Below are 23,719 nucleotides of genomic sequence, written 5' to 3' on the forward strand. Positions count from 1 at the left end.
GTGCAACCCCCGAGGTGCATATCGGGGCATGACCCATCCACCGGAACGACCGCTCCGAACTCCATGCACGGGCGCGACCCGACGCCCACGCGACAAGGGAGTACGACATGAGGAACGCACCACGCATCATCGTCGCCACGGCGGCGGCCTTCGCCCTCGCGCTCGGCGGCGCAGCCACCGCCTACGCGGCGCACGACACGAACCCGTCCGACAGGGTCGCGAGCTACTCCTACTCGCTCGACGCGATCCAGCCGGCCGACGTCCCCGGCAGCGGGGCGAGTGGGACCACGCGCGTGAAGGCGCTGCCCAACGGCAAGATCCAGGTGACCGTCGAGGCGTGGGGCCTCTCGCCGAACCTGCCGCACGCCATGCACCTGCACGGCGTGCCGGGTGACCAGGCAGACCTCGGCTGCCCGGGTCCGGCCGCGGCCGGCGACGACGGCGTCGTCTCGGTCGTCGACGGCATCCCGTTCTACGGGAGCATCCTGACCTCGCTGACCTGGACCGGCGACACTTCGCCGTCGAGCGCGCTGGCGCTCGACCGGTTCGCGATGTCCGACGCCGACGGCTACCTCTACTACCAGAGGACCTTCACGGACATCCCGGGCTACACCGACGCCGGCACCGTGCAGGTCGTCGTGCACGGCATCGACTTCGACGGCGACGGGGCCTACGCGTTCAACGCCGACGACCCGTTCTCGAGCCGCCCGTCGTCGCTGGGCGCGGGCATCCCGCTCGAGGCGACCGTGCCGGTGCTCTGCGGGGGCATCGCGAACTGAGACCGTCGCGCGGCGCCCTTCCGTCGCGCGACGCACGGCGGATGCCGCGGGGAGGGGGACCCCCGCGGCATCCGCGCATTCAGGCGCCGGTCGGCGCGGCGATCACTTCTTCCGGACCTGCACCTCGTTCGACGCGGCCGACTCGGGCGAGGACCCGACCTCGTTGTGCGCCACGACCGTGGCCCGGTACTTGGCCCCGAGCTGCAGGTCGGTGAAGGTGATCGTGCGCGACGCGCCGCCCACCTCCGCCACGACGACGGGCTGGTCGTCGCCGCGCGGGGTCAGCGTGACCGTGTAGCCGGTGATCGGCCGACCGCCGCCGTCCGGCGCCTCCCACGTGACCGTGACCGATTGCGCCACGGCGCTCGCGGTCGGTGCGGCCGGTCGCGCCGGCGCCGTCGGCTCGGGCGCGATCGGGCCCACCTCGGCCGACGCCGTCGCGGGGCTCCACAGCGGCTTCGCCGCCGTGACCGTCACGCCGATCGTCGCACCCAGGTCCTCGGCCGTCGGGGCGTAGCTCGCGGCATCCGCCCCCTCGATCGACTCGCCGTCGCGCGTCCACTCGTAGGCGGTCGCGCTCCACGGCTCGGAGACGACGGCCTCGAGCACCTGCCCGACCTCGGCGAGTCCCGAGAGCGCGACCCCCAGCGGTTCGGGATCGACGACGGCCTGCGGCGCGACGCTCTCGAGGGTCGGCGTGACGGCCTGCATGAGCCCGTCGGCGCCGAACTCGAGCCGGTCGATCGTCGTCTCGCGGTGCGTGCCGTCGCCGCCGGGCATCGCGAAGCGGTGGTACGCGATCACCCAGTCGTCGGTGCCGGGGATGTTCAGCACCGAACTGTGGCCGGTGCCCTTGATCCCGAGCGACAGGTCCTTCTGCAGGATGACGCCCCGGTAGGTCCACGGGCCGTCGACGCTCGTCGCGGTCGCGTAGCCGACCCGGTAGTTCTCCGACCCGGTGTCGTCGATCGAGTAGGTGAGGTGGTACAGCCCGTCGCGGTAGTTGACGAAGCTGCCCTCGCGGAATGAGGTGAGCCCGCCGATCGACCGGATCGTGCCGGGGACGATCGAGACCATGTCGTCGGCGAGTTCGGCGTAGACCGGGCTGCCGTTGCCCCAGAAGAGGTAGTCCTTGCCGCTGACCGGGTCGTGGAACGCGGCCGGGTCGATCGCCTGGCCGGACTTCACCGCCTCGTCGTTCGTGATCATCGCGGTCGGTTCCGCGACGAACGGCCCGGCGGGGTCGTCGGCCACGGCGACGCCGATGGTCTTGCGGTTCAGCGACGCGTTGTGGCCCGAGAAGTAGAAGTAGAACTTCCCGCCCTTCTCGATGATCGTCGGCGCCCACGCGTTGCCGGTCGCCCACGGCACGTCGCCGTCGGCGCCGTCGAGCGTGAGGATGGGCTCGGCCGAACGCTGCCAGTCGACGAGGTCCTTCGACGTCCACACGAAGAAGTCCCTGCCGCCCCAGCCGGCGACGCCGTCGGTCGTCGCGTACACGTAGTACGTGTCGCCGAACACCGCGATGTTCGGGTCGGCGTACAGCCCGGGCAGCACGGGGCTCGCCATGACGCGCGCCTCGAACGTCCAGGTCGACGCCCCGCCGTCGGGCGCGGTGAGCCGCACGTCGACCGGCTCGGACAGGTCGACCACGGATCCCGACGCCGGGGTCGCCGTCACGCCGTCCGCGGTGTCGAAGACGGGCGACAGCGCGGCGACGTCCGTCCCCGGCACGACCGGGAACACCACGGTGCGGGCCGACGCATCGACGATCGGATCGATCTTCAGCGCGTCCGGATCGGCGAGGCCCACCCCGGCGAGCGCCGCCGTGTTGCCCGAGTCCGTGAGCACCTCGCTCGCGCTCAGCGCGCGGTCGTAGATCGCGAACTCCCGGAACGAACCCCGGAAGCGACCGTCGGCGGCGTACATCGAGCGCCCGAGGTAGTTCGCGAACGTGCTCCCGCCGCCGATGTCGCCGGGGTCGTTCGTCACGTTCGCGTTCCGTGCGACCTGCACGCCGTCGAGGTACAGCGTCGCCGTCGTCCCCTCGAGCGTGTAGGCCAGGTGCACCCAGCGGTCGCGGGGCAGCGCCGTTCCGGAGTTCGCGGTCTGCTCGGTCGTCCAGTTCCCGGTCGCGAGGCTCGTGCGGTACGCCGAGTTCCCCGTGGTGAACAGGTAGCCGTCGCCGACGCCCGAGGCATCCGTGTTGCCCAGGCCGTAGATGAAGTAGTTGCCCGACTGCGCGGGGTCGACCTTCACCTCGGCTTCGACGGTCACGTCCTCGACGCCGGTCAGCAGGTGGTCGGGGAGGTCGACGTAGTCGTCCGACCCGTCGAGGCGGAGCGCGTCGCCCTCCCAGGCTGCGCCGCCGACGATCGTGCCGTCCCTGCCGTTGCCGGAGCGGTCGGAGAGGACCGTGCCGGACCCGTCGGTGAAGTCGTATCGGACGATCTCGCCGTCCTCGTTCGACTCGACCGGCGGCGGGCCGTCGTGCAGGCGCTCGAGCTCGGCCGCGGTGACCGGGATCACGGTGCCGTGTCGCGGGCTCGCCGGCAGGTCGTACTGCGGCGAGACCTGCCAGTCCGGCTGCGAGAGGTCGGGGGTCTCGAGCGGGATGTACCCGCGGCCGCCGTACTCGTCGACGAAGAGGTAGGTCTTCTCGCCGTGGACGTCACCGGGATTCGCCTGGAAGACGGTCGGCCCCTCGACGGCGCTCGTGCCCGCGTCGCGGCCGATGCACGAGTCGATCATCGTCCACGACGACAGCGGTGCGCGGAGCTCGGTCGAGGTCTCCTGGATGATGTCGCTGCACCCGGTCGTGCCCGCGCCCTCGTCCTTGGTGAACCGGTGGTACACGTCGCCGGCCTTGATCACGGTGGAGTCGATCCGCGAGATGCCGTCCTGCCAGATCTGCGGCTCGCTGAAGGTCACGAAGTCGCGGGTGGTCGCGTACAGCATGCGGTTGTAGGTGTTCCCCGTGTGGCCGGGGTCGTCATCGGCGTAGAGCTTCGAGGCCCAGAACACCACGTAGGCGCCGATCGACTCGTCGTAGTACGCCTCGGGCGCCCACGTGTTGCCGGCGTTATCGGGCGAGACCTTGACGTGCCGCTGGTCGGACCAGTTCACGAGGTCGCGGGACTCCCACACCTCGATGTACTGCGAGCCCTGGCGCTGCGACGAGTCCCAGCTCGTGCCGCTGCCGATCGAGAGGTCGGTGGCGATCAGGTAGAACGTGTCGCCCTCGGGCGAGCGGATGACGAACGGGTCGCGCAGGCCCTCGGTGCCGTACGACGAGGTGAGCACGGGCTGCCCGCCGTTCAGCTCGGTCCAGTCGAGCGCGTCGTTGCCCTCGCTCGCCGCGAAGTAGATGTTCTCGCCGGCGAGCGTGTTGCCCGTGAAGTAGGCGAACGCGTAGCCCTCGAGCGGGTCGAGGTCGACGGCGGCGCGCACCGTGGCCGCGAACTCGCGGGTGGCGGATGCCGCGTTGCGGGTGACCGTGGCCGTGAGCGTCACCACGGCGTCGGCGTCGGGTCGGTGGACGACGCCGTCGGTCGCGATGACCCCGGCGTCGGACGACGCCCACGCGATCTCGGTGCCGGGCGGCGCGCCCGGAAGGGTGAGGTTGCCGCGCACGTCGTCGACGTTCACGATCTCGAGCCCGGCGGCCGCGTCGTCGACGACCGCCTGGTCGTCGGCCTCGGCGAGCACGGTCGCCTCGAACGCCTTCGTGCCGTCGGCGTCGCCGCTCGACACGGTCGCCGTGAGCGTGACGACGGCATCGCCGGCGGCTGCCGACGGACGCGTCACGGCGCCGGTGTCGGAGACGACCGAGGGGTCGCTCGACTGCCATGAGACGTCCGAGCCGTTCACGCCCGACGTCGGGAGCGCGAGGTCGGCGTCGACCGCGGACAGGTCGCCGAGGTCGAGCACGGCGAGGTCTCGGTCGACCCTGGCCTGCGCGCCGGGCACGAGGTCCGCCACCTCGGACGCCGAGAGGGCGGCGTCGTAGATGCGGACGTCGCGCAGGCTGCCGGCGAGGGTCTTGTCGGAGGTGTACACGGATCGGCCCAGGTGGTTCGCGGTGGTCGTGCCGCCGCCGATCGAGCCCGGCGTCAGCGCGACGCTCGTGTTCTCGGCGACCTGCGCTCCGTCGAGGTAGAGGCGGGCGGTGTCGGTGGCGTCGTCGAGCGTGTAGGTGATCGTCTTCCACGTGCCGCGGGCGAGGTTCGCGCCCGAGTCCACGGTCTGCTCGGTCGACCAGTTGCCGCTCGCGATCGAGGCGCGGTAGGCGTTCCCGGTGGCGAACAGGTAGCCGTTGCCGGCGCCGGAACTCGTGTTGCCCATGCCCCAGATGAAGTACGGCGTCGCCTGCTCGGGCCGGATGAGCACCTCGGTGCTCACCGTGATCGAGGCGAGCCCGGCCATGAGGTCGTTCGGGAGCCGGACGTGGTCGTCGGCGCCGTCGAGGCGCACGCCCTCTCCCCCGGTCAGCGACGGGCCGCCGACGTACGTCGCGTCGTGGCCGTTGCCGGAGGCGTCGACCGCGACGGTCCCGGACGTCTCGTCGAGCGCGTACGCGGCGACGAGACGGTCGTCGACCGCGGCGTGCGCGGGTGCGGTGGTCAGGGCGACGGATGCCGCGAGCAGGGCGCCCGTCGTCACCCCCGCCAGTGTTCGTCGGACGGTTGGCTTCATTGCGCGATCCTTCGGACGGTCCCGGCATCGCGGCCGGGTCGCAGACAGTGACAAGCCGAGATGTTATCGCTCACAATCGGCGATGGCAATGGGTCCGTGTTGACGTCCTCACGAGCGTGACCGGCTGAACTCATCGCCGAGACGGTTCGGAATGTGAGCCCTCACATCGTTCGCAGGCCGAGGTCGGCCGACGACCCGGGAGCCGGCCGAGCCCGATCGTCCCGGGGAGCGATCGCGCTCGCGACGGGAATAGCCGAGGACGCGCCCGGGACGTGTGCCCGGGCGCGCCCGATCGTCACGCCGACCCGACGGCGGCGCGAATGGCGACGGATCAGCGCGGCGCGGCGGCACCCGCGCCGGCGGCCCCGACGCCCTCGGTCTCGACGGCCTCGGTCCCGGCATCCGCCCCCGGCTCCGCCTCGGCGCCGTGCACCGGGTGGCTGCGCTCGAGCGCCGCCCCCTCGACGTCGACGTCCGGCAGGATGCGGTCGAGCCATTTCGGCAGCCACCAGGCCGCACGGCCGAGCAGGTGCATGATCGCGGGCGTGAGCAGCATTCGCACGATGAACGCGTCGAAGAGCACGCCGATCGCGAGCCCGAAGCCGAGCGGCCGGACCATCGTGAGGTGCGAGAAGACGAAGCCGCCGAACACCGCGGTCATGATGATGGCCGCCGCGGTGACGACCGCGCGCCCGTTGCGCATCCCGGCGACGACCGCCGTGCGCGCCGGGACCCCGTGGACGTAGGCCTCGCGCATGCCCGACACGAGGAACAGCTGGTAGTCCATCGCGAGGCCGAACAGCACGCCCATCACGATGATCGGCGCGAAGTTCAGCACGGGGCCGGGATCGTGCACGCCGAACACCGGACCGAGCCAGCCCCACTGGAAGATCGCGACCACCGCGCCGAACGCGGCGAAGAGCGAGAGGACGAACCCGGCGGTCGCGACGAGCGGCACGAGGATCGACCGGAACACCAGGACCAGGATCACCAGCGACAGGCCGACGACGAGCGCGAGGTACACCGGCAGCACGCCGGCGAGCTTCTCGGAGATGTCGATGTTGCCGCTGGCCTGCCCGGCCACGCCGAGGTCGAGGTCGCCGTCCAGGCCCGCGACGTCGCCCGGCAGGGGCGAGAGGCCGCGGAGGTCGTGCACGAGCTGCTCGGTCGACTCGCTCGACGGCCCGTCGACGGGCACGACCTGGAACGCGAGGAAGTCGCGGTCCTCCGAGACCCCGACCGGCGCCACCGCGACGACGTCCGCCTCCTCGAGGAGCCGGTCGGCGAGGTCGGCCTGCACGCCGACCACGTCCGCCTCGTCGACCGCCTCCGGCAGCGCGACCGTCACGAGGAGCGGGCCGTTCTGGCCGGCCCCGAACGCGTCGGCGACGGCGGTGTACGCCCGGTACTGCGTGGAGTCGGTCGCCTCGGAGGATCCGTCCGGCAGGCCGAGGCGCATCGAGAGCGCGGGGATCGCCACGACGAGCAGGCCGACGATCGCGAGCGCGGCCCGGAGCAGCGCACGACCGGTGCGCATGGGCTTGAGGTCCGGCCGCGCGTGCGACTCGTGGCCGATCGAGGCCCGCGCGCGGCGGTTCACGATCCGCACGCCGAGCAGGCCGAGGACGGCGGGCGTGAACGACACCGCGAGCAGGACGGCGACGAGCACGCAGGCCGCGCCGACGGTGCCCATGACGCCGAGGAACGGGATGCCGGTGACGTTCAGGGCGAGCAGGGCGACGAGGACCGTGGAGCCGGCGAACACGACGGCGTTGCCCGAGGTCCCGTTCGCGAGGGCGATCGACTCGCGGAGGTCCATGCCGGCGAGCACCTGGCGCCGATGACGGTTCATGATGAAGAGCGCGTAGTCGATGCCGACCGCGAGGCCGAGCATGACGCCGAGCACCGGGGTGACCGAGGACATGTCCACGACGCCCGAGAACGCGAGGGACCCGGCGACGCCGACGCCCACGCCGACGATCGACGAGATGATCGGCATCACCGCCGGCAGCAGGGCCCGGAACAGCACGATGAGCACGACGAGGGCGAGCAGCACGCCCGCGATCTCGCCGGGGCCGACCAGGCCGTCGATGCTCGCGGCGATCTCGGACGAGTAGTCGACCCGGACTCCGTCGATGCCGGCGTCGTCGAGCTCGGCGGCGACGGCCGCCTTGACCTCGCCGGACAGCGTGAACAGGTCGTCCTCGAACATCACGGCGCCCGTCGCGGTCGCTCCGTCCGTCGACACCGTGCGGATCTCGGCGGCCGCGTCGACGAGCCGCTGCGCGTCCTCCAGCTGCGCGCGACGGTCGGGCAGCTCGGCGGCCCCGGCCTCCAGCTCGGCGCGCTGGGCGTCGAGCTGGGCGCGGTTCTCGTCGAGCGACGCCTGCTGCGCGGTGAACTGGTCCTGGGCGAAGGCGTAGGTGCCGTCGGCCTGCGCCTGGGCCACGGCGGCGTCGAGCTGCGCCTGACCGGCGTCGAGCTGCGCCGCTGCGGCGTCGAGCTGCGCGGTCCCGTCGGCGACCTGCTGCTCGGCGTCGTCGAGCTGCGCCTCGCCGTCGGCGAGCTGCTGCTCCCGGTCGGCCCGCTCGGATGCCGCGTCGAACGGGTCCACGACGCCCTCGACGCCGTCGAGCCCCGCGATGCCGTCGAGCAGGTCGCCGACCTCGTCCTCCTGCGCCGTGGTGAAGGCGGACCCGTCGTCGGTGCGGAAGACCACGGTGGCCGTGGCGCCGCCGAGCCCGTCGAGCTCGTCGGTGAGCTGGGAGTTGACGCGGTCGGTCTCGGTGCCGGGGATGCTCATGCTCGTGGTCAGCGCGCCGCCGAACGCGAGGAACGCGCCCGCGGCGAGCGCGAGCGCCACGATCCATCCGGTGATCACGGTCCACGGCCGTCGCGAGGAGAACCGGCCGAGTCGATAGAGCAGTTCAGCCATGTCGGGCTGCCTTTCGGGTCGCGTGGATGGGACGGCGCACCGTCGGGCCGACCCTAGGATAACCGACGGATGTCGGAATTCCGACATTCGTCGGATTTCTTCACTGCTCCGCGCGTCCGACTGGCAGACTGCCTGCATGGACGTCCGGGTCGAGCGCACGCGACGCGCCCTGCAGGAGGCGCTGTTCGCCCTCGCGCGGGAGCGCCCCCTCGAGGACGTCACGATCGCCGACCTCGTCGCCCGCGCCGGGGTCAACCGGAGCAGCTTCTACCAGCACTACGCCGACAAGGAGACGCTGCTCGCCGATGCGCTCGACGCCGCCGCACAGCGGGCCGGGGCGGACCTCCCGGAACTCGACGAACCGCTCGCCGCACCGCCGCGGGCGCTGCTGGACTACCTCGCGCACTTCGACGAGAACGCCGAGGTCTACCGCCGCGTGCTCGGACCGCACGGCTCCACGGTCGTCCGCACCCGGCTGCGCACCCGGATCGAGGCGGTGGTCGTCGACGGGCTCGCGAAGTCCGGCACCCGCGTGTTCGAGGGCCTCCCGGTCGACGTCGTCGCCGCCGGCATCGCGGGATCGGTGCTCGGCGTCATCGAGGCCTGGCTCGCCCGCGACCCGCGGCCCCCGGTCGCGACGGCGGCCGAATGGGTCTGGCGCGTGCTGCTCGGCCCCGGCGACGCCCTCGAGGCGCCGCGCGGCTGACCGCGCAGGGGGTGGCGCCCGCCGCCGGACGCTGCAATGGTGATCCTGACCGATGCCGACGAGGATCATCGAGGGGGACGACGCCGATGTCGAAGAAGGTCACGCTGAAGGACTTCGTCCGGGCCGAGACGGCGACGCGCTTCGCCGCACAGCAGGCGAAGGCACCCGTGAACGCCCACGTCCACGACCGCGTCCCGGTCACCCTCGGGAACCAGTCGGCGCCTCGGCCCGACCTCGGCGTCCTCCGCTCCTACGCGGTCGTCGACGTCACCGACCAGGCCACCATCTCGGTCGCGCCCTCGAGTGTCTACCAGGCCGACCAGGTCATCGACGAGCAGCACTACACCGTCGGCGTCGTCTACCCGGGCGAGGCCCTGACGGTGCGCAACGCCGACCTGTCGAGCGGCACGCACGTGTTCGTGCTCGGCCGGACGGCGCTCGCCGAGGGCGTCGCCCGGGCGCACGAACTGCAGGACCTCCGTCGGATCGACGCGGCGACGGCGAACCCGTACCGGCCCGAGGACTGGGACGACGCGAGCCGCCTCGCGATCGCGGCACGACTCGAGCGCCGTGCCGACGCCGCCGACCTGGACCGAGCCTTCGGCACGCCCCTGACGACGATCTCGCAGCAGCACGTGCTCGGCACGCGGCTCGACTGGGGACGGCTGCCGCCCGAGCACGGGCAGTACCACGAGGGCGTCGCGACGAGCACGGGGTGCGAGATCTGGACCTTCGAGGTCCCCCCGCTCGACGTCGACCACCACGGCTGGTTCTCGGTCGTGAAGTACGACGCCCGGGGCCGGCTCGACCTCGAACGGGCGGGCATGGTGGGCAGCGAGCTGACCCGGAACGGCGACGGGTCGATCAGCGTCTACTTCGGCGACGAGTTCTGCATCGGCAGGGGGAACATCATCGCGGCCGAGGCGGGCGAGACCTTCCGCTACGCCATCCGCCTCTACCGCCCCCGCGATGTCGCCGAGACACGCGACTACGTCGACGGGCTCCGCGCGCGTCCGGTCGAGCGCGTCCTGGTCTGAGCAGGTCGGGTCCGGACGCCGCGTGCCGCGCCTCGCGCCCGGCCGGGCGAGCGGATGCCGCGTGCACGGGACTCACGGTTGCAGGCCGTAGTCTCATCTCACCGTCACACGCCTTCCCGAGAGGAGCACGCCTGCCATGAGCGGTGCCGCAGCCCTGGACTCGACGTCCCTCGACGTCTTCGACCGCCGCGAGTCGGAGGTGCGCGGGTACGTCCGCGCGTTCCCGACCGTGTTCGACCGCGCGTCGGGCTCGACCCTCGTCGACGCCGACGGTCGCGAGTACCTCGACTTCTTCGCCGGCGCCGGCGTGCTGAACTACGGCCACAACAACCCCGCGTTCACGCGCGCGATCATCGAGTACCTCGAGCGCGACGGCATCATCCACGGCCTCGACATGGCGACCTCGGCCAAGCGCGCGTTCATCGAGGCGTTCGAGCGACTCGTGCTCGCGCCGCGCGGCCTCGACCACAAGCTCCAGTTCACCGGGCCGACCGGCGCGAACGCCGTGGAGGCCGCGCTCAAGGTCGCCCGGCAGGCGACCGGCCGATCGAACGTCGTCGCGTTCACGAACGCGTTCCACGGGCTGAGCCTCGGCTCGCTCGCCGCGACCGGCAACAGCCACTACCGCGAGGCGGCCGGCGTCGCCCTCGGCGACATCGCGCGCCTGCCCTACGACGGGTACCTCGGCGCGGGCGTCGACACGCTCGACCTGTTCGAGAAGATGCTCGACGACCCGGGTTCGGGCCTCGACCTGCCCGCCGCGGTCATCGTCGAGGCGGTGCAGGGCGAGGGCGGCATCAACGTCGCCGGCCCGCAGTGGCTGCAGCGCCTGCGCGCGATCACCGAGGCCCGCGGCATCCTGCTCATCCTCGACGAGATCCAGGCCGGCGTCGGCCGGACGGGCGCGTTCTTCGCGTTCGAGGAGTCGGGCATCGTGCCCGACATCGTGACCGTGTCGAAGTCGATCTCGGGCTCGGGCCTGCCCATGTCGCTCGTGCTCCTGCGCCCCGAGGTCGACGTGTGGAAGCCCGGCGCGCACACCGGGACCTTCCGCGGCAACAACCTCGCGTTCGTGTCGGCGCGCGTGGCGCTCGAGACCTACTGGGCCGACTCGGCGTTCACCGACGGCGTCGCCGCCAAGTCCGCACTGCTGCGCACCGAGCTCGAGCAGGTCGCCGCCGAGCACCCCGACCTCGGCTTCGTGGTGCGCGGCCGCGGCCTCATGTACGGCATCGCGTGCGATGCCGACCGCGCGCTCGCGGGCCGCGTCTCGAAGGCCGCCTTCGCGCGCGGACTGGTCATCGAGACCTCCGGCGCCCACGACGAGGTGCTGAAGTTCCTGCCCGCCCTCACGATCACCGAGGACGAGCTGCGGCGCGGCCTCGCCATCGTGCGCGAGAGCCTCGCCGAGGTGCTCGCCGGCTGACCCGGTCAGAGGGTCACGGCCGTGCCGTCGACGAGCCACCGCGCTCGCTCGCGCACGTCGGGGGAGGCCGCCGCGAGCGCCCTGCGCAGGCCGGCCTCGCCGTCCCGGAAGTGCGACCAGCCGTCGTAGTGCGCGAGCGCCGCGGCGCGCGGGGCGACGAGGCCGATGAGCTCGACGGCCTCACGGCCGTCCATCGTGTAGCGGAGTGGTCCCGTGAGCCCGAACCGCACCCCGCCGACGTTGACGATCGCGACGTCGACGTCGAGCGCGTGGGCGGCGCGTCGCAGCCCCGCGTGAAGGACCGTGTCACCCGTGACCCAGAGGGCCACGCGCGACTCCCCCGTGCGCCGCACCGCGAAGCCGACCACCTCGCCGACGATCGGGCGGCTGAGGGGCGGTCCGTGGCGGCAGGGCGTCGCCGTGACCTCGAGGTCGGCGAGGCCGGCCCGCGGTGCCGCGACGACGACGCGGTCCCCCTCGGCGAGGCCGTGCACCGGTGCATCGCCCGTCCGCCCCGCGAGCCGCTTCCCACCGCTCCGCGTGGTCACGACCCGTCCTGCTGAGGGGAGGAACGCACGTCCGGCGTCGTCGAGGTTGTCCGCGTGATGGTCGTGGCTGATGAGGACCAGGTCGACCGGACCGACCGCCTCCGGACCGAGCGCCGGCCCGAGCGTCTTCCGCGACGAGGTGCCCCAGCCGAAGGCGTACGTCCGCCCCGGCGCATCGAACGTCGGATCGACGAGGATGCGCCATCCGTCGAACTCGACGAGCACCGTCGGTCCGCCGATCCTCGTGAGGCGCATGTCGGCGGCCGCCGAGGTCACGGGGCCGGCACGGTGGCCGGCCGCGCGTTGACGAGCGCCCAGTCGAGCGCGTGGTCGGCGACCTCCTCCCAACCGGGCTCGGCGCAGGTCCAGTGCGAACGGCCGGCGAACTCGACGTACTCGGTGACCGCCGGTGACTTCGCGTAGTGCTTCGCGTTCGACCGGTTGACCGACGGCGGCATGATGTGGTCCTTCCCACCGCCGATGAACAGCAGCGGAGCGCGGTCCTTCGCGTAGTCGACCCAGGTCTCCTGCATGCCGGGCTTGAAGTTCGCGATGAGGCCGTACGCCCAGATCCACTCGCCGGGCGCGCCGATCGCGTACGTCTCCCACGCCGCGTCGGAATCCTCGCGCGAGAGCGTGTTGGCGAACGCGTAGTGGAACTCCTCGGGCGTGAAGGCGACGGCCTTGTGCCGGTTCGCCGGGTTCTTCAGGGCCGGGAACAGCGACTTCACCTGCGAGAGGGGGGTCACGCGCACGCCCTCGGTGGGCGCGGAGTCGATGACGACCGCGGAGGCGCCGAGCCCGCGCGCGAGCAGGAGCTGGGTGAGGGTGCCGCCGAACGAGTGCCCCATGATGATCGGCGGCCGCGGCAGCGCCTCGATGACGCCCGCGAGGTGGTCGACGGTCTCGGGCACGGTGAGCTTCGCGATGACGTCGGGATTCTCGCGCAGCGCCTCGACCTCGATCTCGAAGCCGGGGTACGCGGGCGTGAGCACGGTGAAGCCCTTCGCCTCGAAGTGCGCCTTCCAGCCCTCCCAGCTGCGGGGCGTCATCCACAGGCCGTGGACGAGCACGATGGTGTCCGGTGCGGCGGCGTCGGGGGTGGTCTCGTCGGTCATGATCGGTCCTTCCGGGGAGTGGTGTGCGTCGGGTCAGGAGTCGATGAACGCGAGCAGGTCGGCGTGCAGCCGGTCGCGCTCGGTGTCGGGCAGTCCGTGCGCGCCGTCCTCGTAGACGAGCAGGGTCGCGCCGTCGACCATGGCGGCGGACCGCTTGCCGCCCACCTCGAACGGCACGATCTGGTCGTCGTCTCCGTGGATCACGAGCGTCGGCACGTCGACCTTCGCCAGGTCGTCGCGGAAGTCGGTCGCCGAGAACGCCGCGATGCACTCGTAGGCGGCCCGGTGCCCGCACGCCATCGACTGCAGCCAGAAGGCGTCGCGGATCCCCTGCGACACGTCGTTGTTGCGATTGTGGCCGAAGAACGGCCCGTCCGCGAGGTCCCGGTAGAGCTGCGCCCGGTCGGCCGCCTCGCCGGCCCGGATCCCGTCGAAGACGTCGATGGGCAGGCCCTCGGGATTGTCGTCGGTGCGCAGCATGAGCGGCGGGACCGCCGAGACGAGGACGAGCTTCGCGACCCTGGCGCTGCCGTGGCGGCCGAGGTAGTGCACGATCTCGCCGCCGCCGGTGGAGTGGCCGACGAGGGTCAGGTCGGCGAGGTCCAGGTGGTCGATGAGGCACGCCAGGTCGTCGGCGTACGTGTCCATCTCGTTGCCCGCCCACGTGCGGCTGGAGCGCCCGTGGCCGCGACGGTCGTGCGCGATCGCGCGGTGGCCGTGCTCGGCGAGGACGCGCGCGGCGGCGGCCCAGGCATCCGAGTTCAGCGGCCAGCCGTGGCTGAGCAGCACCGGAGTCCCGTCGGCGCCCCAGTCGGTGTAGAAGATCTCGGCTCCGTCATCGGCGGTGACGTACGGCATGTCGGCCTCCCGGGTTCGCGTCGGCAGCAGCGGATGCTCCGATGGTGGCTCGGAGCGGGCGCCGCCCGAACCACGTGGGGCACGTAGTCGTGACCGGGTCAGGTCGTGGGCAGGCGCTCCGCGAGCTGCCGCCTCGAGGTGATGCCGAGCTTCCGGAACACCTTGCGCAGGTGGTAGTCGACCGTGTTGGCGCTGATGAACAGCGTCGCGCCGATCTCGGCGTTCGTGCGCCCGTCGGCGGCCATGCGCGCGACCGTCTCCTCCTGCGGGGTGAGCGCCTCCGCGCCGCCGCCCGGCTCGCGGTGCGGCACGTGCTCGCCCGTCGCCTCGAGCTCGCGGCGCGCCCTCGCCGCGAAGGCCGGCGCGGCCACGCGCGTGAAGAGGTCGAGCGCGGTCCGCAACTGCTCGCGCGCCTCGCGGCGTCGCTTCATCCGCCGCAGCCACTCGCCGTAGACGAGATGGGCCCGAGCGAGGTCGACGCGGGACGTCGACCGCGAGAGGTGCTCGATCGCCGCGAGGTAGAGGGGTTCGCTCTCGTCGTCGCCCCCGAGGAGTGCCGCGCTGCGCGCCGCGACGCCGAGGATCCATGGCGTGCCGCTCTCCGCGGCGAACAGCTGCAGGCGCGCGAGGGCGGGGCGCACCGCCTCGGAGCGACCGGCACGCGCGCCCGCCTCGACGTACTCGGGGAGCTGCTGGTACGTGACCTGCAGGAACTCCCTCGCGACCATGGGCTCGAATCGGCGGAAGGCGTCGCGGTACCGCCCGTCCGCGATCTCGCGGATGCCGAGGCCCGTCATCGCGAGCGACCAGACGCCGCCGAACCCGGCGGCGAGCGCCTGCTCCGCGACCTGCTCGACGAGCTCGTACGACGCCCCCGACCAGGCGAGGTACGAGACGTTCACGACCTGCTCGCTGTCGTAGCCGATCGCGTGGCGCAGGTCGCGCACCTGGGCGGTGTACTGCGCGGATGCCGCGGGCCCCGAATGCAGGAGCTCGAGCAGGCTGAGCAGCCAGAGCGTCGTGTCGAGCACCTGGATCGCGCCGGCGTCGCGCGCCGCGGCCGCGGTCCGCTCGAGCAGGCGGACGCAGGTCTCCACGTCCCAGAGCCCCATGGTGAGGGCGACGCCGAAGTTGCCGAACTCGAGCAGCTCGGCGTCGTCGGCGGCCACGAGCAGGTCGACCGCCCTGCGCATGATCGGCACGGCCTCGGGGTACGGCAGGAGCATGTGGGCGCCGATGGCGCGCAGGGCGATCGCGCGCGGGCCGTCGACGAGGTCGGCGCCCTCGGTGACGCGGCGCCCGAGTTCGGGCAGGGTGACGTCTCGTGCCGCCCACTCGGCCGTCAGGAGGACCTCGAACGCCGCGAGGAGTGCGCGTTGCTCGAGTTCGGGAACGAGGCCGTGGAAGAGCTCGGCAGCACGGAGCATGGTCGCCGAGGCGGTGAGGACGCCCTCGGCGTCGCCGAGGAACAGCGCCATCCCGACGCGGAGCATGAGCAGGCGTCCTTCGCCGACCGGGTCGAGGCGCGCCACGTCGATGCGCCCCACGAGCTCCGAGGCGAGCTGGGCGGCGCCCGCAGCGGTGGCCGTCTCCGCGGCCGCGAGCAGCCTGAGGTCGCGGCCCGCGCCGTCGGGCGTGAGCTCGGCCGCGCGAGCGAGGAGCCGTGCGCGCGAGACGAGGCCGCCGCGACCGCCCGCCGCGTCGGCCGCACGTTCCATCCGGTCGGCGACCTCCAGGTCGGTGCCGCTCGTGGCGGATGCCGCGTGCCATGCGCCGAGGTCGTCGCGGCCATGGTCGTCCATGAGCGAGCTCAGGACCTCGTGCACCCGGCGCCGGTCGGCGACCGGCATGCCGTGATACGCCGCCAGCCGCACCAGCGGATGCCGGAACCGGATCGTGTCGTGGACGGACACGAGGTCGGCCCCCTCCGCGGCCGACGACGCGTCCGGCGGCAGCCCGAGCCGGCTCGCGGCGGCCTCGATGACGGTGCGGTCGCCGGTCGACTCGGCCGCCGCGGCGAGCAACCAGAGCCGGGTCGGCCCGGGCAGGGCGGCGAGACGCTCGCGGTAGTGGGACTCCAGTCGCTCGCCGATGGGCGACGGCTCCTCCGACAGCGACGACGCGATCAGCTGGCGCGCCGTGAGCTCGTGCGCGAGGTCGACGAGCGCGAGCGGGTTGCCGCCGGTCTCGGCGGCGATCCGAACCGCGAGGTAGGGATCGATGGGTTCGTCCGCCGATCGCGTGAGCAGCTGCACCGCGTCGAGGGCGGCGAGCCCGTCGAGCCGGAGCGTGGGCACGCCCCCCGTCCGCGGCTCCGGGAGCGCGTCGGCGCGTGCGGCGAGCAGGATCGCGACCCGCTCGGCCTGCAGGCGACGGGAGACGAAGGCGAACACGTCGAGCGACTCGGGATCGAGGAAGTGGGCGTCGTCGATCACGCAGGCGAGCGGCTCGTCCTCCCCCGCGGCGGCGAGCAGCGAGAGCGTGCCGAGCCCCACGAGGAAGCGGTCGGGCGGCGCCCCGCGGTCGAGGCCCGCGGCGATCCGGAGCGCCGCGGCCTGTCGCGGCGGGATCGAGTCGAGGTGGGCGGCGAGCGGCGCCGTGAGCCGCTGCAGCGCGGCGAACGGCATCGCCGCCTCGGCCTCGTACCCGTCGGCGCGCACGACGCGGAGGCCGCGGGCCGCGCCCACCGCGCCGTGGAGGATCGTGCTCTTGCCGATGCCGGGCTCACCGCGGATGAGCAGCGCACCGCCGTGTCCGTTCCGCGCACCGCCCAGGAGCGCACCGAGCCGTTCGAGCTCGTCGGTGCGCCCGAGGATCGGGGGCGTGGGGGCGTCGATGCGGCAAAGCTACCCGTGGCCGGGCCGGTGGGAAAGGGGTTGCGGGACGGTCGCCGCGATCAGCGCCGCCGGCGAGCGCCTCGCCCAGCGCGGTGCGGCGGTGGAGCACGCGGGAGCCGTCGCGACGGCTCCCGACGAGGCCAGCCTCGCGCAGCACCGCGAGGTGGTGCGATGCCGTCGAGATCGCGAGACCGGCGTCCGCCGCCACCTGCGAGGTCGTGCGCTCGTCGTGCGCGGCGAGCAGGATGCCCGCACGTGTCTGACCGAGCAGCGCACCGAGCGCATCGGCGAGCGCGGCGGCGTCCGCAGCCCAGTTCTCGGTCACCCCCTGCGCGGGATAGAACAGCGTCGGCTGGGCCGGCGGCTCCGTGATCACGGCGCAGCCGAGCCCGCCGAGCACGGACGGCACGAGCACGATGCCGGAGCCGCGGCAGTCCAGCTCCTCGGCGTGCAGCTGCAGTTCGACGCGCAGTGCGCCCTCGTGCCATCCGACGGTGTGGTGGATCCCGCGGACCATGCTCGCGATCCCGTCCGTCGCGATGCGGCGCGAGCGGACGGCGATGTCGGCCCTGAGCAGGCGCTCGACCTGCGGCCACACCGGTTCGAGCAGGGCCGACCACAGTTCGAGCCAGGCGTCGGCGATCACGGCCCGTGCCCGCGGCAGGTCGTCGAGCATGGCGAGCACGGCGCGCTGCCGGGCCCCCGTCGAGCGCACGACGACCTTCCCGAGGTCGACCCGCATGCGCTCGTCGGGCGCCTCGCGGAGCCGCGCGACCTCGTCGTCGGGGTCGAGGTCCCACGTCGGCGTGGTGGTCAGGAAGTCGGGGAAGTAGCCCCGCTCGCCCACGATGACGGCGAGCACCTCGAAGGCATCGCGCGGCACCCGGTCGCGCACGCCCCGCAGCCAGCCCCACTGCAGCGGATGGTCGCCCGGCCGCTGCAGGACCCGCACGGCGTGGCAGAGCTCGTGCCCGGGCGAGAGGCCGAAGCGGATCGCCGAGACGTCGCCGGGTGCGAGCCGGAAGTCGACGTACCTGGCCATCGTCGCCGCCTACAGGTACTGCTTGAAGCCGACGTGGGTGGCCTCGAAGCCGAGGCGCTCGTAGAACCGGTGCGCGTCCTCGCGCCGGGCGTCCGAGGTGAGCTGCACGAGCCTGGCGCCGTGCTCGCGCGCGTACCCGATCGACCAGGCGATCATCGCCGATCCGAGACCGCGCCCCCGCTCGGACTCGGCGACGCGCACGGCCTCGACCTGCATGCGCGTCGCGCCGCCGCGCGAGAGGCCGGGGATGAACGTGAGCTGCATCGTGCCCACCAGACGCCCCGTGTCGTCGTCGGCGGCCACCAGCAGCTGCGCGGGATCGGCGTCGATGGCCGCGAACGCGCGCCGGTAGCCGGCGAGGTCGGCCTCCGTGGAGCCGAACTCGGCGGCGCGGAGCGAGTCGGCCGCGATGAGCGCGACGAGTGCGTCGACGTCCTCGGCACGGGCGCGGCGGAGCGTGTAGGTGGCAGCGGATGCCTCGATGGTCGCCAGGGTCACGTCGACACCCTGCCACACGCCGTCAGTAGGTCTGTGCGACGATCGCCCGGGCGATCGCCTCGGGGTGGAGCCCGCGGATCCAGTACAGGGAGTCGCCGATCGCGAGCACGGCGTCGCCACCGTATCGGGGGCTCACGTCGTTCTCGACGTATCCCACGACGGGCCCGGCGCCGTCGGGCACGTCTGCGAACGCGATGGGCGAGAACCCCACCTCGAGGTCCGGGCGGGTGAAGTCGTCGATCACCCCGCCGAAGCCGCGTGCCGTCCGGACCGTCTCGAGGTCGGTCACGCCGTCCGACACGGAGCAGGTGAACAGCCTGGCGCGCTGGGCGATCGCGGCAGCGAACGAGTCCGGTGGCCCGGTCGGCTCGCTGACGACCACCTCGGCGTCGGACGCGCCGGAGGCCATAAGCAGGCCAGGCGCGGCGAGCCCGCCGCGACACACCGCGGGCCGATCGAGCCGCCGGAGCTCGACCCGCGGGGGACCCGGTTCGTCCGGCGCGGCGGCGGCCACGGTCGAGTAGGCCGCCTCCGCCACCGCATCCAGGCGATCGAGTTCGTCACCACCGTCGACGCCCCGGAAGCGCCCGCCCTCCGCTGTGAGCCCGGCGGCGCGGAGGCTGAGGAGGACCCAGTCGTCGCCGACCGGGGCCGAATACGTCAAGCCCAGGTCGCCGCCCTCGAACGAGGCGTCGATCCCCCCGATCCGGCGGGTGAGCGTCGACGGCATGCCTTCGTAGGTCGCGAGCGGCACCCATTCCGATGCGGCGTCCGGCAGCACCGCGAGCCGCAGGTACGCCCAGTCGCTCGGGTCGTTGTACTCGGGCATGCCCGATCCCACGCGCCACGAGCAGTCCAGGCCCCCGAGACCCTCGAGCAGCATCGCCGGGAACAGCTCGAACGACAGCGGCTGCGTCGCGACGACCGGCTCGACGGGCTCGGGAGCCCCGCCCTGCAAGGCGTCTGCGACGAGCCCGGTCGGCACGATGCCGTCGCAGTCGAGCGGCGCGGCGGGTGTCGGCTCGGCGGCAGGTGGGGAGGGCGCCGCGGTCGGCGACGGGCCGGGATCGGGTGCCGGCGGCGTGCAGCCGGCGAGGAGCAGGGCGAGGAGGGTGGCCGTGGCAGCGCCGACGGCGGCGTTCGGGCGCATGGCCCGCACCCTACTCCCGCGTCAGATCGCTCGCCTCGGGGCCGTCCCCGACCTGTGGAGGATGGCGGGCGTTTCGATGTGGATCGAAACTGTTCCCGGAACGGATGCCGCGGGAGGACGCTGTCCGAGCGGCATCCGCCGCACGCCGCGCGCCGCGGCATCCGCACCGCCCGCACGGAACGAGGGACCCATGAACGCCGCCGAGATCACCCTGACGCCGACCACCACGACGCCCGACGGGGCCGGGATCGTGCCGGCCGACGCCCTGCGCATCGGCACGGGCCGAACCCGTCGCTTCGTCGGCCTCGACCACGGTGCGGGCATCTCGTACTTCTTCGTCGACAACGAGCCCGGCGAGGGGCCGGGGCTGCACTGGCACCCGTACTCCGAGACGTGGGTCGTGCTCGAGGGCACCGCCGAGATCACCATGGGCGACCGGCGACTCGTCGCCGGCCCGGGCGACACCGCCACCGTGCCCGCCGGCGTCTGGCACCGCTTCGAGAACGTCGGCGACGGCCGCCTGAAGGTGCTGTGCATCCACGCGTCGCCCGTGATCGTGCAGACCTGGGCGGACGAGGGCTGATCTCGCGCGAGGCGCGCTCGCCCGGACCACCGCACGAGCCGAACCCGAACCCCGATCCGAACCGAACCGAACCGAACCGACACCGACACCGACACCGAAGGAGACCGCATGTCGTTCCAGGCCTACCTCGACAACATCGAGGCGAAGACCGGGCTCACGCCCCGCCAGTTCGTCGCCCTCGCCGAGGAGCGGGGCTTCGGCCCCGGCACGAAGGCGACCCCGATCCTGCAGTGGCTCGCCGAGGACCACGGCCTCGGCCGCGGGCACGCGATGGCGCTCGTCCACGTGATCACGAAGGGACCGCAGATCAGCACGAAGCACGTCGACAGCGACGGCGTGCACCGCGACGCGACCGACACCCTCTGGCTCGACGGGGCGGCGACGAACCCGGACCGCTGAGCGGACCGGGTTCGTCGCGGTCGCAGCGGTGCTGCGCCGCCGCGACCCGCGAGGTTAGCCTGTCCGTGCCCGGACACGCCCGGGCGGCGACCCCTGGAGTGCCCGCGATGACGCAGACCGACCCGACGACACCGGAGCGCACGGAGCCGGAGGCATCCGGCCTCGGCACCCCGGTCGCGTTCCCGACGCCGCTCGGCGTCTTCCCGGCGCTCGCGGACGACGGCGTCGTGCGCATCCGGAACGTCCGCTACGCCACGGCGGCCCGGTTCGCCCCACCGTCCCCGGTGGAGCTCGACCCGACTGAGTCCGCACACCTCCGCTCGGTGCGGATCGCCTGCCCCCAGCCGCCGAGTCCGAGCGAGCAGCTGCTCGGCCGACCGCTGCGAGGCACGACGCCCGACGAGGACTGCCTGCGCCTCTCGATCACGCGCCCCGAGGGCGAGCTCGACGAGCCGCTCCCCGTGATGGTCTGGGTCCACGGCGGATCGCACGTCTCCGGGGCCGGAGACCTCGCCGGCTACGACCCCGCGGCACTCGTGCGGGAGCAGCGCGTGATCGTCGTCGCGGTCACCTCGCGACTCGGGCTGCTCGGGTACCCGACGGATGGCGCCCACCCGGCCAACCTCGGCCTCCTCGACCTCATCGCGGCGTTCCGGTGGGTCCGCGAGCACGTCGCCGCCTTCGGCGGCGACCCCGACCTGGTGACGGCGTTCGGCCAGTCCTCGGGCGCCGACGCCATCGCCCATCTCCTGGCCGCCGACGGCGCCGAGGGGCTGATCCGCCGCGTCATCCTGCAGAGCGCCCCGCTCGGCATCCGCACCGGGCGCCGCGAGATGCAGGAGCGGATGCGGGACGCCGCCGGTCCGCTCGACCCCGTCGCGTCGCTCGACGACCTCTTCGCCGCGCAGGCGCGGGCGAAGGCCGCCGCCGCGGGCTCCGGCCTGCGCTCGAGCATGCCGTTCGGGCCGCGGTACGGTCGCGCACCGCTGCCGGCGGAGGCGGACATGGAGGACCGCTGGCGCGAACGCGCCGCAGGGCTCGACGTGCTCCTGACCTGGAACCACGACGAGACGTCGTTCTTCTTCGAGGTCGACCCGAAGCTCGCGGCGCTCGCCGCCCGGCCCGTCGTGGGGCGCCTTGCCCGCGGGCTCATCGTGCGGCGCACGACCGACGTCGTCTACCGGCGCGACGCGCGACGGTTCGCCCGCCTGCTGGCGGACGGCGGGGCGAACGTGCAGGTCGCCGGGTTCGACGGGCACCCCGAGGGCGGCGCACTCGGATCCGCCCACGCCATCGAGGTGGGCCTGCTGTTCCCCGCCACCGACGCGTGGGCGGACTCGGCACTGCTGGCCCCCGACGGCGCACGCACGCTCGTCGAGGCCGGCGCCGCCCTCCGGGCCGCGTGGGCGGGCTTCGCCCGCGAGGGACGCCTGGCCTCGCCCACGGTGCCGACGGGGCACGGGTGGACCGGCGGGCTGCGGTCGGTGACGCCGTGAGCGACCGGAACGATCCGGACGACGTCGCCCCCGCGGGCGGCGGGAACGCCCCGGTCGACGAGACCGCCGCGATGGCGATGTGGGAGGACTACCGGACGGCCCGACCCGAGCAGGCACTGGATCCCGAGCCGCCGAGCGTCGAGGTCTTCGGCGATCACCCGGAACTCACCGACGAACTGCTCGCCCTCGTGCTCGACGGGACGAAGCGGGCGACGGCGTCGCTCGTCGCCGAGTTCCGGCACGAGGGCCAGCCGCTCCCCCGCGTCGGCAGCCACTGGATCGCGTGCGACTCGGCCGGCCGGCCGCGTGCCGTCATCCGCAGCACCGAGCTGCGCATCGGGCCGTTCGCGAGCGTCGACGCGGCATTCGCATACGACGAGGGCGAAGGCGACCGCACGCTCGCCTCGTGGCGGCACGAGCACCGCCGCTACTGGCAGCGGGTGTGCCCGGGGATCGGCGTCGAGTGGCACGACGGCCTCGACGTGGTGTTCGAGCGCTTCGAGGTGGCGTGGCCGCCCGAGGCGGCCGACCGCTAGCCGATCCGCAGCATGACCGCGCCGCGCTTGCGGCCCGTGTCGACGTAGCGGTGCGCCTCCACGATCTCGTCGAGGTCGTAGGTGCGGTCGATGACCGGGCGGATGGCGCCCTCCTCGGCGAGCGCGGCGAGCCGTCGCATCCCCTCGCGCCCCACGCCCACGCCGGACGCGGTGACCTGGACGCCGCTGCGCCGGCTGCGCAGGCCGGCGGCGAGCATGCCGCCGAGGCCGGTGATGACGAGCAGCAGTGCGCCGCCGGGACGGATGAGGGGCGCGACGCGCGCGAACGGGGCGTTGCCGACGCACTCGACGACGACGTCGTAGCGCTCGCCTGCGGCCGCGAAGTCCTCGGTGGCGTAGTCGACCACGCGGTCGGCGCCGAGCGAGCGGACGAGCTCCGCGTTCCGTGCGCTGGTGACGGCGGTGACCCGGGCGCCCCGGTGTGCGGCGAGCTGCACGGCGGCGGTGCCGACGGCGCCCGACGCCCCGTTGACCAGCACCTCCGTGCCGGCTCCGATCCGGGCTCGGGCGAGGAAGGAGAGCGCCGTCGCGCCGCCGAAGACGAGGGCCGCGGCATCCTCGAGGGACCACCCGTCGGGCACGCGGGCGATGGCGCCGTCGGCGGGCATCGTGACGTACTCCGCGTGGCTGCCGAACGCGTCGCCGCGCAGGAACATCACGGCGTCGCCCGCCGCGAAGCCCTCGACCCCCTCCCCGACGGACTCGACGACGCCCGCGCCGTCCATGCCCGCGACGCGGACCCGGGGTCGGAACAGGCCGAGCGTCGGCGCGACGAGCAGGCTGAGACTGCGCGGCACGTCGCGGCTTCGGACCCGGTGGTCGGCGATGCTGACGCTCGCCGCCCGGACGTGCACGAGCACCTCCCCCGCGGCGGCGTGCGGCCGCGGCACGTCTGCGAGGCGGACGACTTCGGGCGGGCCGAACCGGTCGGCGACGGCGGCGCGCATCGTGGCGCCGCCGCCTCCGTCGACCGCGCGGACGGCATCGACGGTTCGGGCGGACGTGGGCTCGGGCGTGGCCATGAGACTCCCCTTACGTTGTAAGACTTACGACGT

The 23,719-nt window shown here is 73.3% G+C and carries 18 protein-coding genes; 8 read left to right on the plus strand and 10 right to left on the minus strand.

Going from position 1 to position 23,719, the window contains the following annotated elements:
- Positions 1 to 107 precede the first annotated feature (107 nt).
- Positions 108 to 779, plus strand: a complete 672-nt coding sequence (locus ABD230_RS15410) for a hypothetical protein (RefSeq protein WP_344376344.1) — start codon at positions 108 to 110, stop codon at positions 777 to 779.
- 102 nt (positions 780 to 881) lie between these two features.
- Here the strand turns inward: ABD230_RS15410 and ABD230_RS15415 are convergent, their stop codons facing one another.
- A complete protein-coding gene (locus tag ABD230_RS15415) occupies positions 882 to 5,474 on the minus strand; it encodes a family 43 glycosylhydrolase (protein ID WP_344376346.1) in 4,593 nt (1,530 codons plus the stop codon).
- Positions 5,475 to 5,805: 331 nt separating this feature from the next.
- Positions 5,806 to 8,409 carry an MMPL family transporter gene (locus ABD230_RS15420; protein WP_344376349.1) on the minus strand — a complete coding sequence of 868 codons (2,604 nt, stop codon included), beginning with the start codon at positions 8,407 to 8,409 and terminating at the stop codon, positions 5,806 to 5,808.
- A gap of 136 nt (positions 8,410 to 8,545) precedes the next feature.
- Here ABD230_RS15420 and ABD230_RS15425 point away from each other — a divergent pair, with 136 nt between their 5' ends.
- The 3 genes from ABD230_RS15425 (at position 8,546) to ectB (ending at position 11,578) form a co-directional block, all read left to right on the plus strand.
- Positions 8,546 to 9,115 carry a TetR/AcrR family transcriptional regulator gene (locus ABD230_RS15425; RefSeq protein ID WP_344376351.1) on the plus strand — a complete coding sequence of 190 codons (570 nt, stop codon included), beginning with the start codon at positions 8,546 to 8,548 and terminating at the stop codon, positions 9,113 to 9,115.
- Positions 9,116 to 9,201: 86 nt separating this feature from the next.
- On the plus strand, positions 9,202 to 10,152 hold the full coding sequence (locus tag ABD230_RS15430) for a hypothetical protein (protein ID WP_344376352.1): 951 nt from the start codon (positions 9,202 to 9,204) through the stop codon (positions 10,150 to 10,152).
- A gap of 136 nt (positions 10,153 to 10,288) precedes the next feature.
- The gene (gene ectB / locus ABD230_RS15435; protein ID WP_344376356.1) at positions 10,289 to 11,578 is read left to right on the plus strand and encodes a diaminobutyrate--2-oxoglutarate transaminase; all 1,290 of its coding nucleotides are present in this window, start codon (positions 10,289 to 10,291) and stop codon (positions 11,576 to 11,578) included.
- Positions 11,579 to 11,583: 5 nt separating this feature from the next.
- Here ectB and ABD230_RS15440 read toward each other — a convergent pair whose 3' ends face one another.
- The 7 genes from ABD230_RS15440 to ABD230_RS15470 form a co-directional block, all read right to left on the minus strand.
- Complete coding sequence (locus ABD230_RS15440; RefSeq protein ID WP_344376359.1) at positions 11,584 to 12,381, minus strand: MBL fold metallo-hydrolase; 798 nt, start codon at positions 12,379 to 12,381, stop codon at positions 11,584 to 11,586.
- Positions 12,382 to 12,398: 17 nt separating this feature from the next.
- Complete coding sequence (locus tag ABD230_RS15445; RefSeq protein ID WP_344376362.1) at positions 12,399 to 13,244, minus strand: alpha/beta hydrolase; 846 nt, start codon at positions 13,242 to 13,244, stop codon at positions 12,399 to 12,401.
- A 33-nt stretch (positions 13,245 to 13,277) separates the two neighbouring features.
- Entirely contained in the window at positions 13,278 to 14,102 is an 825-nt protein-coding gene (locus ABD230_RS15450) for an alpha/beta fold hydrolase (RefSeq protein ID WP_344376366.1), read from the minus strand.
- Positions 14,103 to 14,200: 98 nt separating this feature from the next.
- The gene (locus ABD230_RS15455; protein ID WP_344376903.1) at positions 14,201 to 16,939 is read right to left on the minus strand and encodes an AAA family ATPase; all 2,739 of its coding nucleotides are present in this window, start codon (positions 16,937 to 16,939) and stop codon (positions 14,201 to 14,203) included.
- Positions 16,827 to 17,981: an ArsR/SmtB family transcription factor gene (locus tag ABD230_RS15460; protein ID WP_344376369.1), complete on the minus strand. Its 1,155-nt coding sequence runs from the start codon at positions 17,979 to 17,981 to the stop codon at positions 16,827 to 16,829. Before ABD230_RS15460 ends, ABD230_RS15455 begins: the two co-directional genes overlap by 113 nt.
- Before the next feature lie 9 nt (positions 17,982 to 17,990).
- Entirely contained in the window at positions 17,991 to 18,479 is a 489-nt protein-coding gene (locus ABD230_RS15465) for a GNAT family N-acetyltransferase (RefSeq protein ID WP_344376374.1), read from the minus strand.
- A 22-nt stretch (positions 18,480 to 18,501) separates the two neighbouring features.
- A complete protein-coding gene (locus ABD230_RS15470) occupies positions 18,502 to 19,629 on the minus strand; it encodes a hypothetical protein (RefSeq protein WP_344376376.1) in 1,128 nt (375 codons plus the stop codon).
- A 190-nt stretch (positions 19,630 to 19,819) separates the two neighbouring features.
- Here ABD230_RS15470 and ABD230_RS15475 point away from each other — a divergent pair, with 190 nt between their 5' ends.
- From ABD230_RS15475 to ABD230_RS15490, 4 genes are all read left to right on the plus strand, one after another.
- Positions 19,820 to 20,212, plus strand: coding sequence for a cupin domain-containing protein (locus ABD230_RS15475; RefSeq protein WP_344376379.1), 393 nt, complete (start codon positions 19,820 to 19,822; stop codon positions 20,210 to 20,212).
- Positions 20,213 to 20,320: 108 nt separating this feature from the next.
- On the plus strand, positions 20,321 to 20,611 hold the full coding sequence (locus ABD230_RS15480) for a DUF4287 domain-containing protein (RefSeq protein ID WP_344376381.1): 291 nt from the start codon (positions 20,321 to 20,323) through the stop codon (positions 20,609 to 20,611).
- A 107-nt stretch (positions 20,612 to 20,718) separates the two neighbouring features.
- The gene (locus ABD230_RS15485; protein WP_344376383.1) at positions 20,719 to 22,107 is read left to right on the plus strand and encodes a carboxylesterase family protein; all 1,389 of its coding nucleotides are present in this window, start codon (positions 20,719 to 20,721) and stop codon (positions 22,105 to 22,107) included.
- The gene (locus tag ABD230_RS15490) at positions 22,104 to 22,643 is read left to right on the plus strand and encodes an ASCH domain-containing protein (protein ID WP_344376386.1); all 540 of its coding nucleotides are present in this window, start codon (positions 22,104 to 22,106) and stop codon (positions 22,641 to 22,643) included. The genes ABD230_RS15485 and ABD230_RS15490 overlap by 4 nt, the downstream gene beginning before the upstream one ends.
- Here the strand turns inward: ABD230_RS15490 and ABD230_RS15495 are convergent.
- The gene (locus ABD230_RS15495) at positions 22,640 to 23,686 is read right to left on the minus strand and encodes an NAD(P)-dependent alcohol dehydrogenase (RefSeq protein WP_344376388.1); all 1,047 of its coding nucleotides are present in this window, start codon (positions 23,684 to 23,686) and stop codon (positions 22,640 to 22,642) included. The genes ABD230_RS15490 and ABD230_RS15495 overlap by 4 nt on opposite strands.
- Positions 23,687 to 23,719 lie beyond the last annotated feature (33 nt).

Origin of the sequence: Agromyces tropicus, assembly GCF_039531345.1 — a bacterium.
Classification (GTDB): Bacteria; Actinomycetota; Actinomycetes; order Actinomycetales; family Microbacteriaceae; genus Agromyces; species Agromyces tropicus.

What these genes read in the sequence shown, in the direction of transcription:
- ectB (WP_344376356.1), top strand. Translation starts at nt 10,289, where the DNA reads ATGAGCGGTGCCGCAGCCCTGGACTCGACGTCCCTCGACGTCTTCGAC.
- ABD230_RS15410 (WP_344376344.1), top strand. Translation starts at nt 108, where the DNA reads ATGAGGAACGCACCACGCATCATCGTCGCCACGGCGGCGGCCTTCGCC.
- ABD230_RS15470 (WP_344376376.1), bottom strand. Translation starts at nt 19,629, where the DNA reads ATGCGCCCGAACGCCGCCGTCGGCGCTGCCACGGCCACCCTCCTCGCC.
- ABD230_RS15445 (WP_344376362.1), bottom strand. Translation starts at nt 13,244, where the DNA reads ATGACCGACGAGACCACCCCCGACGCCGCCGCACCGGACACCATCGTG.
- ABD230_RS15485 (WP_344376383.1), top strand. Translation starts at nt 20,719, where the DNA reads ATGACGCAGACCGACCCGACGACACCGGAGCGCACGGAGCCGGAGGCA.
- ABD230_RS15480 (WP_344376381.1), top strand. Translation starts at nt 20,321, where the DNA reads ATGTCGTTCCAGGCCTACCTCGACAACATCGAGGCGAAGACCGGGCTC.
- ABD230_RS15425 (WP_344376351.1), top strand. Translation starts at nt 8,546, where the DNA reads ATGGACGTCCGGGTCGAGCGCACGCGACGCGCCCTGCAGGAGGCGCTG.
- ABD230_RS15475 (WP_344376379.1), top strand. Translation starts at nt 19,820, where the DNA reads ATGAACGCCGCCGAGATCACCCTGACGCCGACCACCACGACGCCCGAC.
- ABD230_RS15450 (WP_344376366.1), bottom strand. Translation starts at nt 14,102, where the DNA reads ATGCCGTACGTCACCGCCGATGACGGAGCCGAGATCTTCTACACCGAC.
- ABD230_RS15440 (WP_344376359.1), bottom strand. Translation starts at nt 12,381, where the DNA reads ATGCGCCTCACGAGGATCGGCGGACCGACGGTGCTCGTCGAGTTCGAC.
- ABD230_RS15415 (WP_344376346.1), bottom strand. Translation starts at nt 5,474, where the DNA reads ATGAAGCCAACCGTCCGACGAACACTGGCGGGGGTGACGACGGGCGCC.
- ABD230_RS15420 (WP_344376349.1), bottom strand. Translation starts at nt 8,409, where the DNA reads ATGGCTGAACTGCTCTATCGACTCGGCCGGTTCTCCTCGCGACGGCCG.
- ABD230_RS15430 (WP_344376352.1), top strand. Translation starts at nt 9,202, where the DNA reads ATGTCGAAGAAGGTCACGCTGAAGGACTTCGTCCGGGCCGAGACGGCG.
- ABD230_RS15460 (WP_344376369.1), bottom strand. Translation starts at nt 17,981, where the DNA reads ATGGCCAGGTACGTCGACTTCCGGCTCGCACCCGGCGACGTCTCGGCG.
- ABD230_RS15495 (WP_344376388.1), bottom strand. Translation starts at nt 23,686, where the DNA reads ATGGCCACGCCCGAGCCCACGTCCGCCCGAACCGTCGATGCCGTCCGC.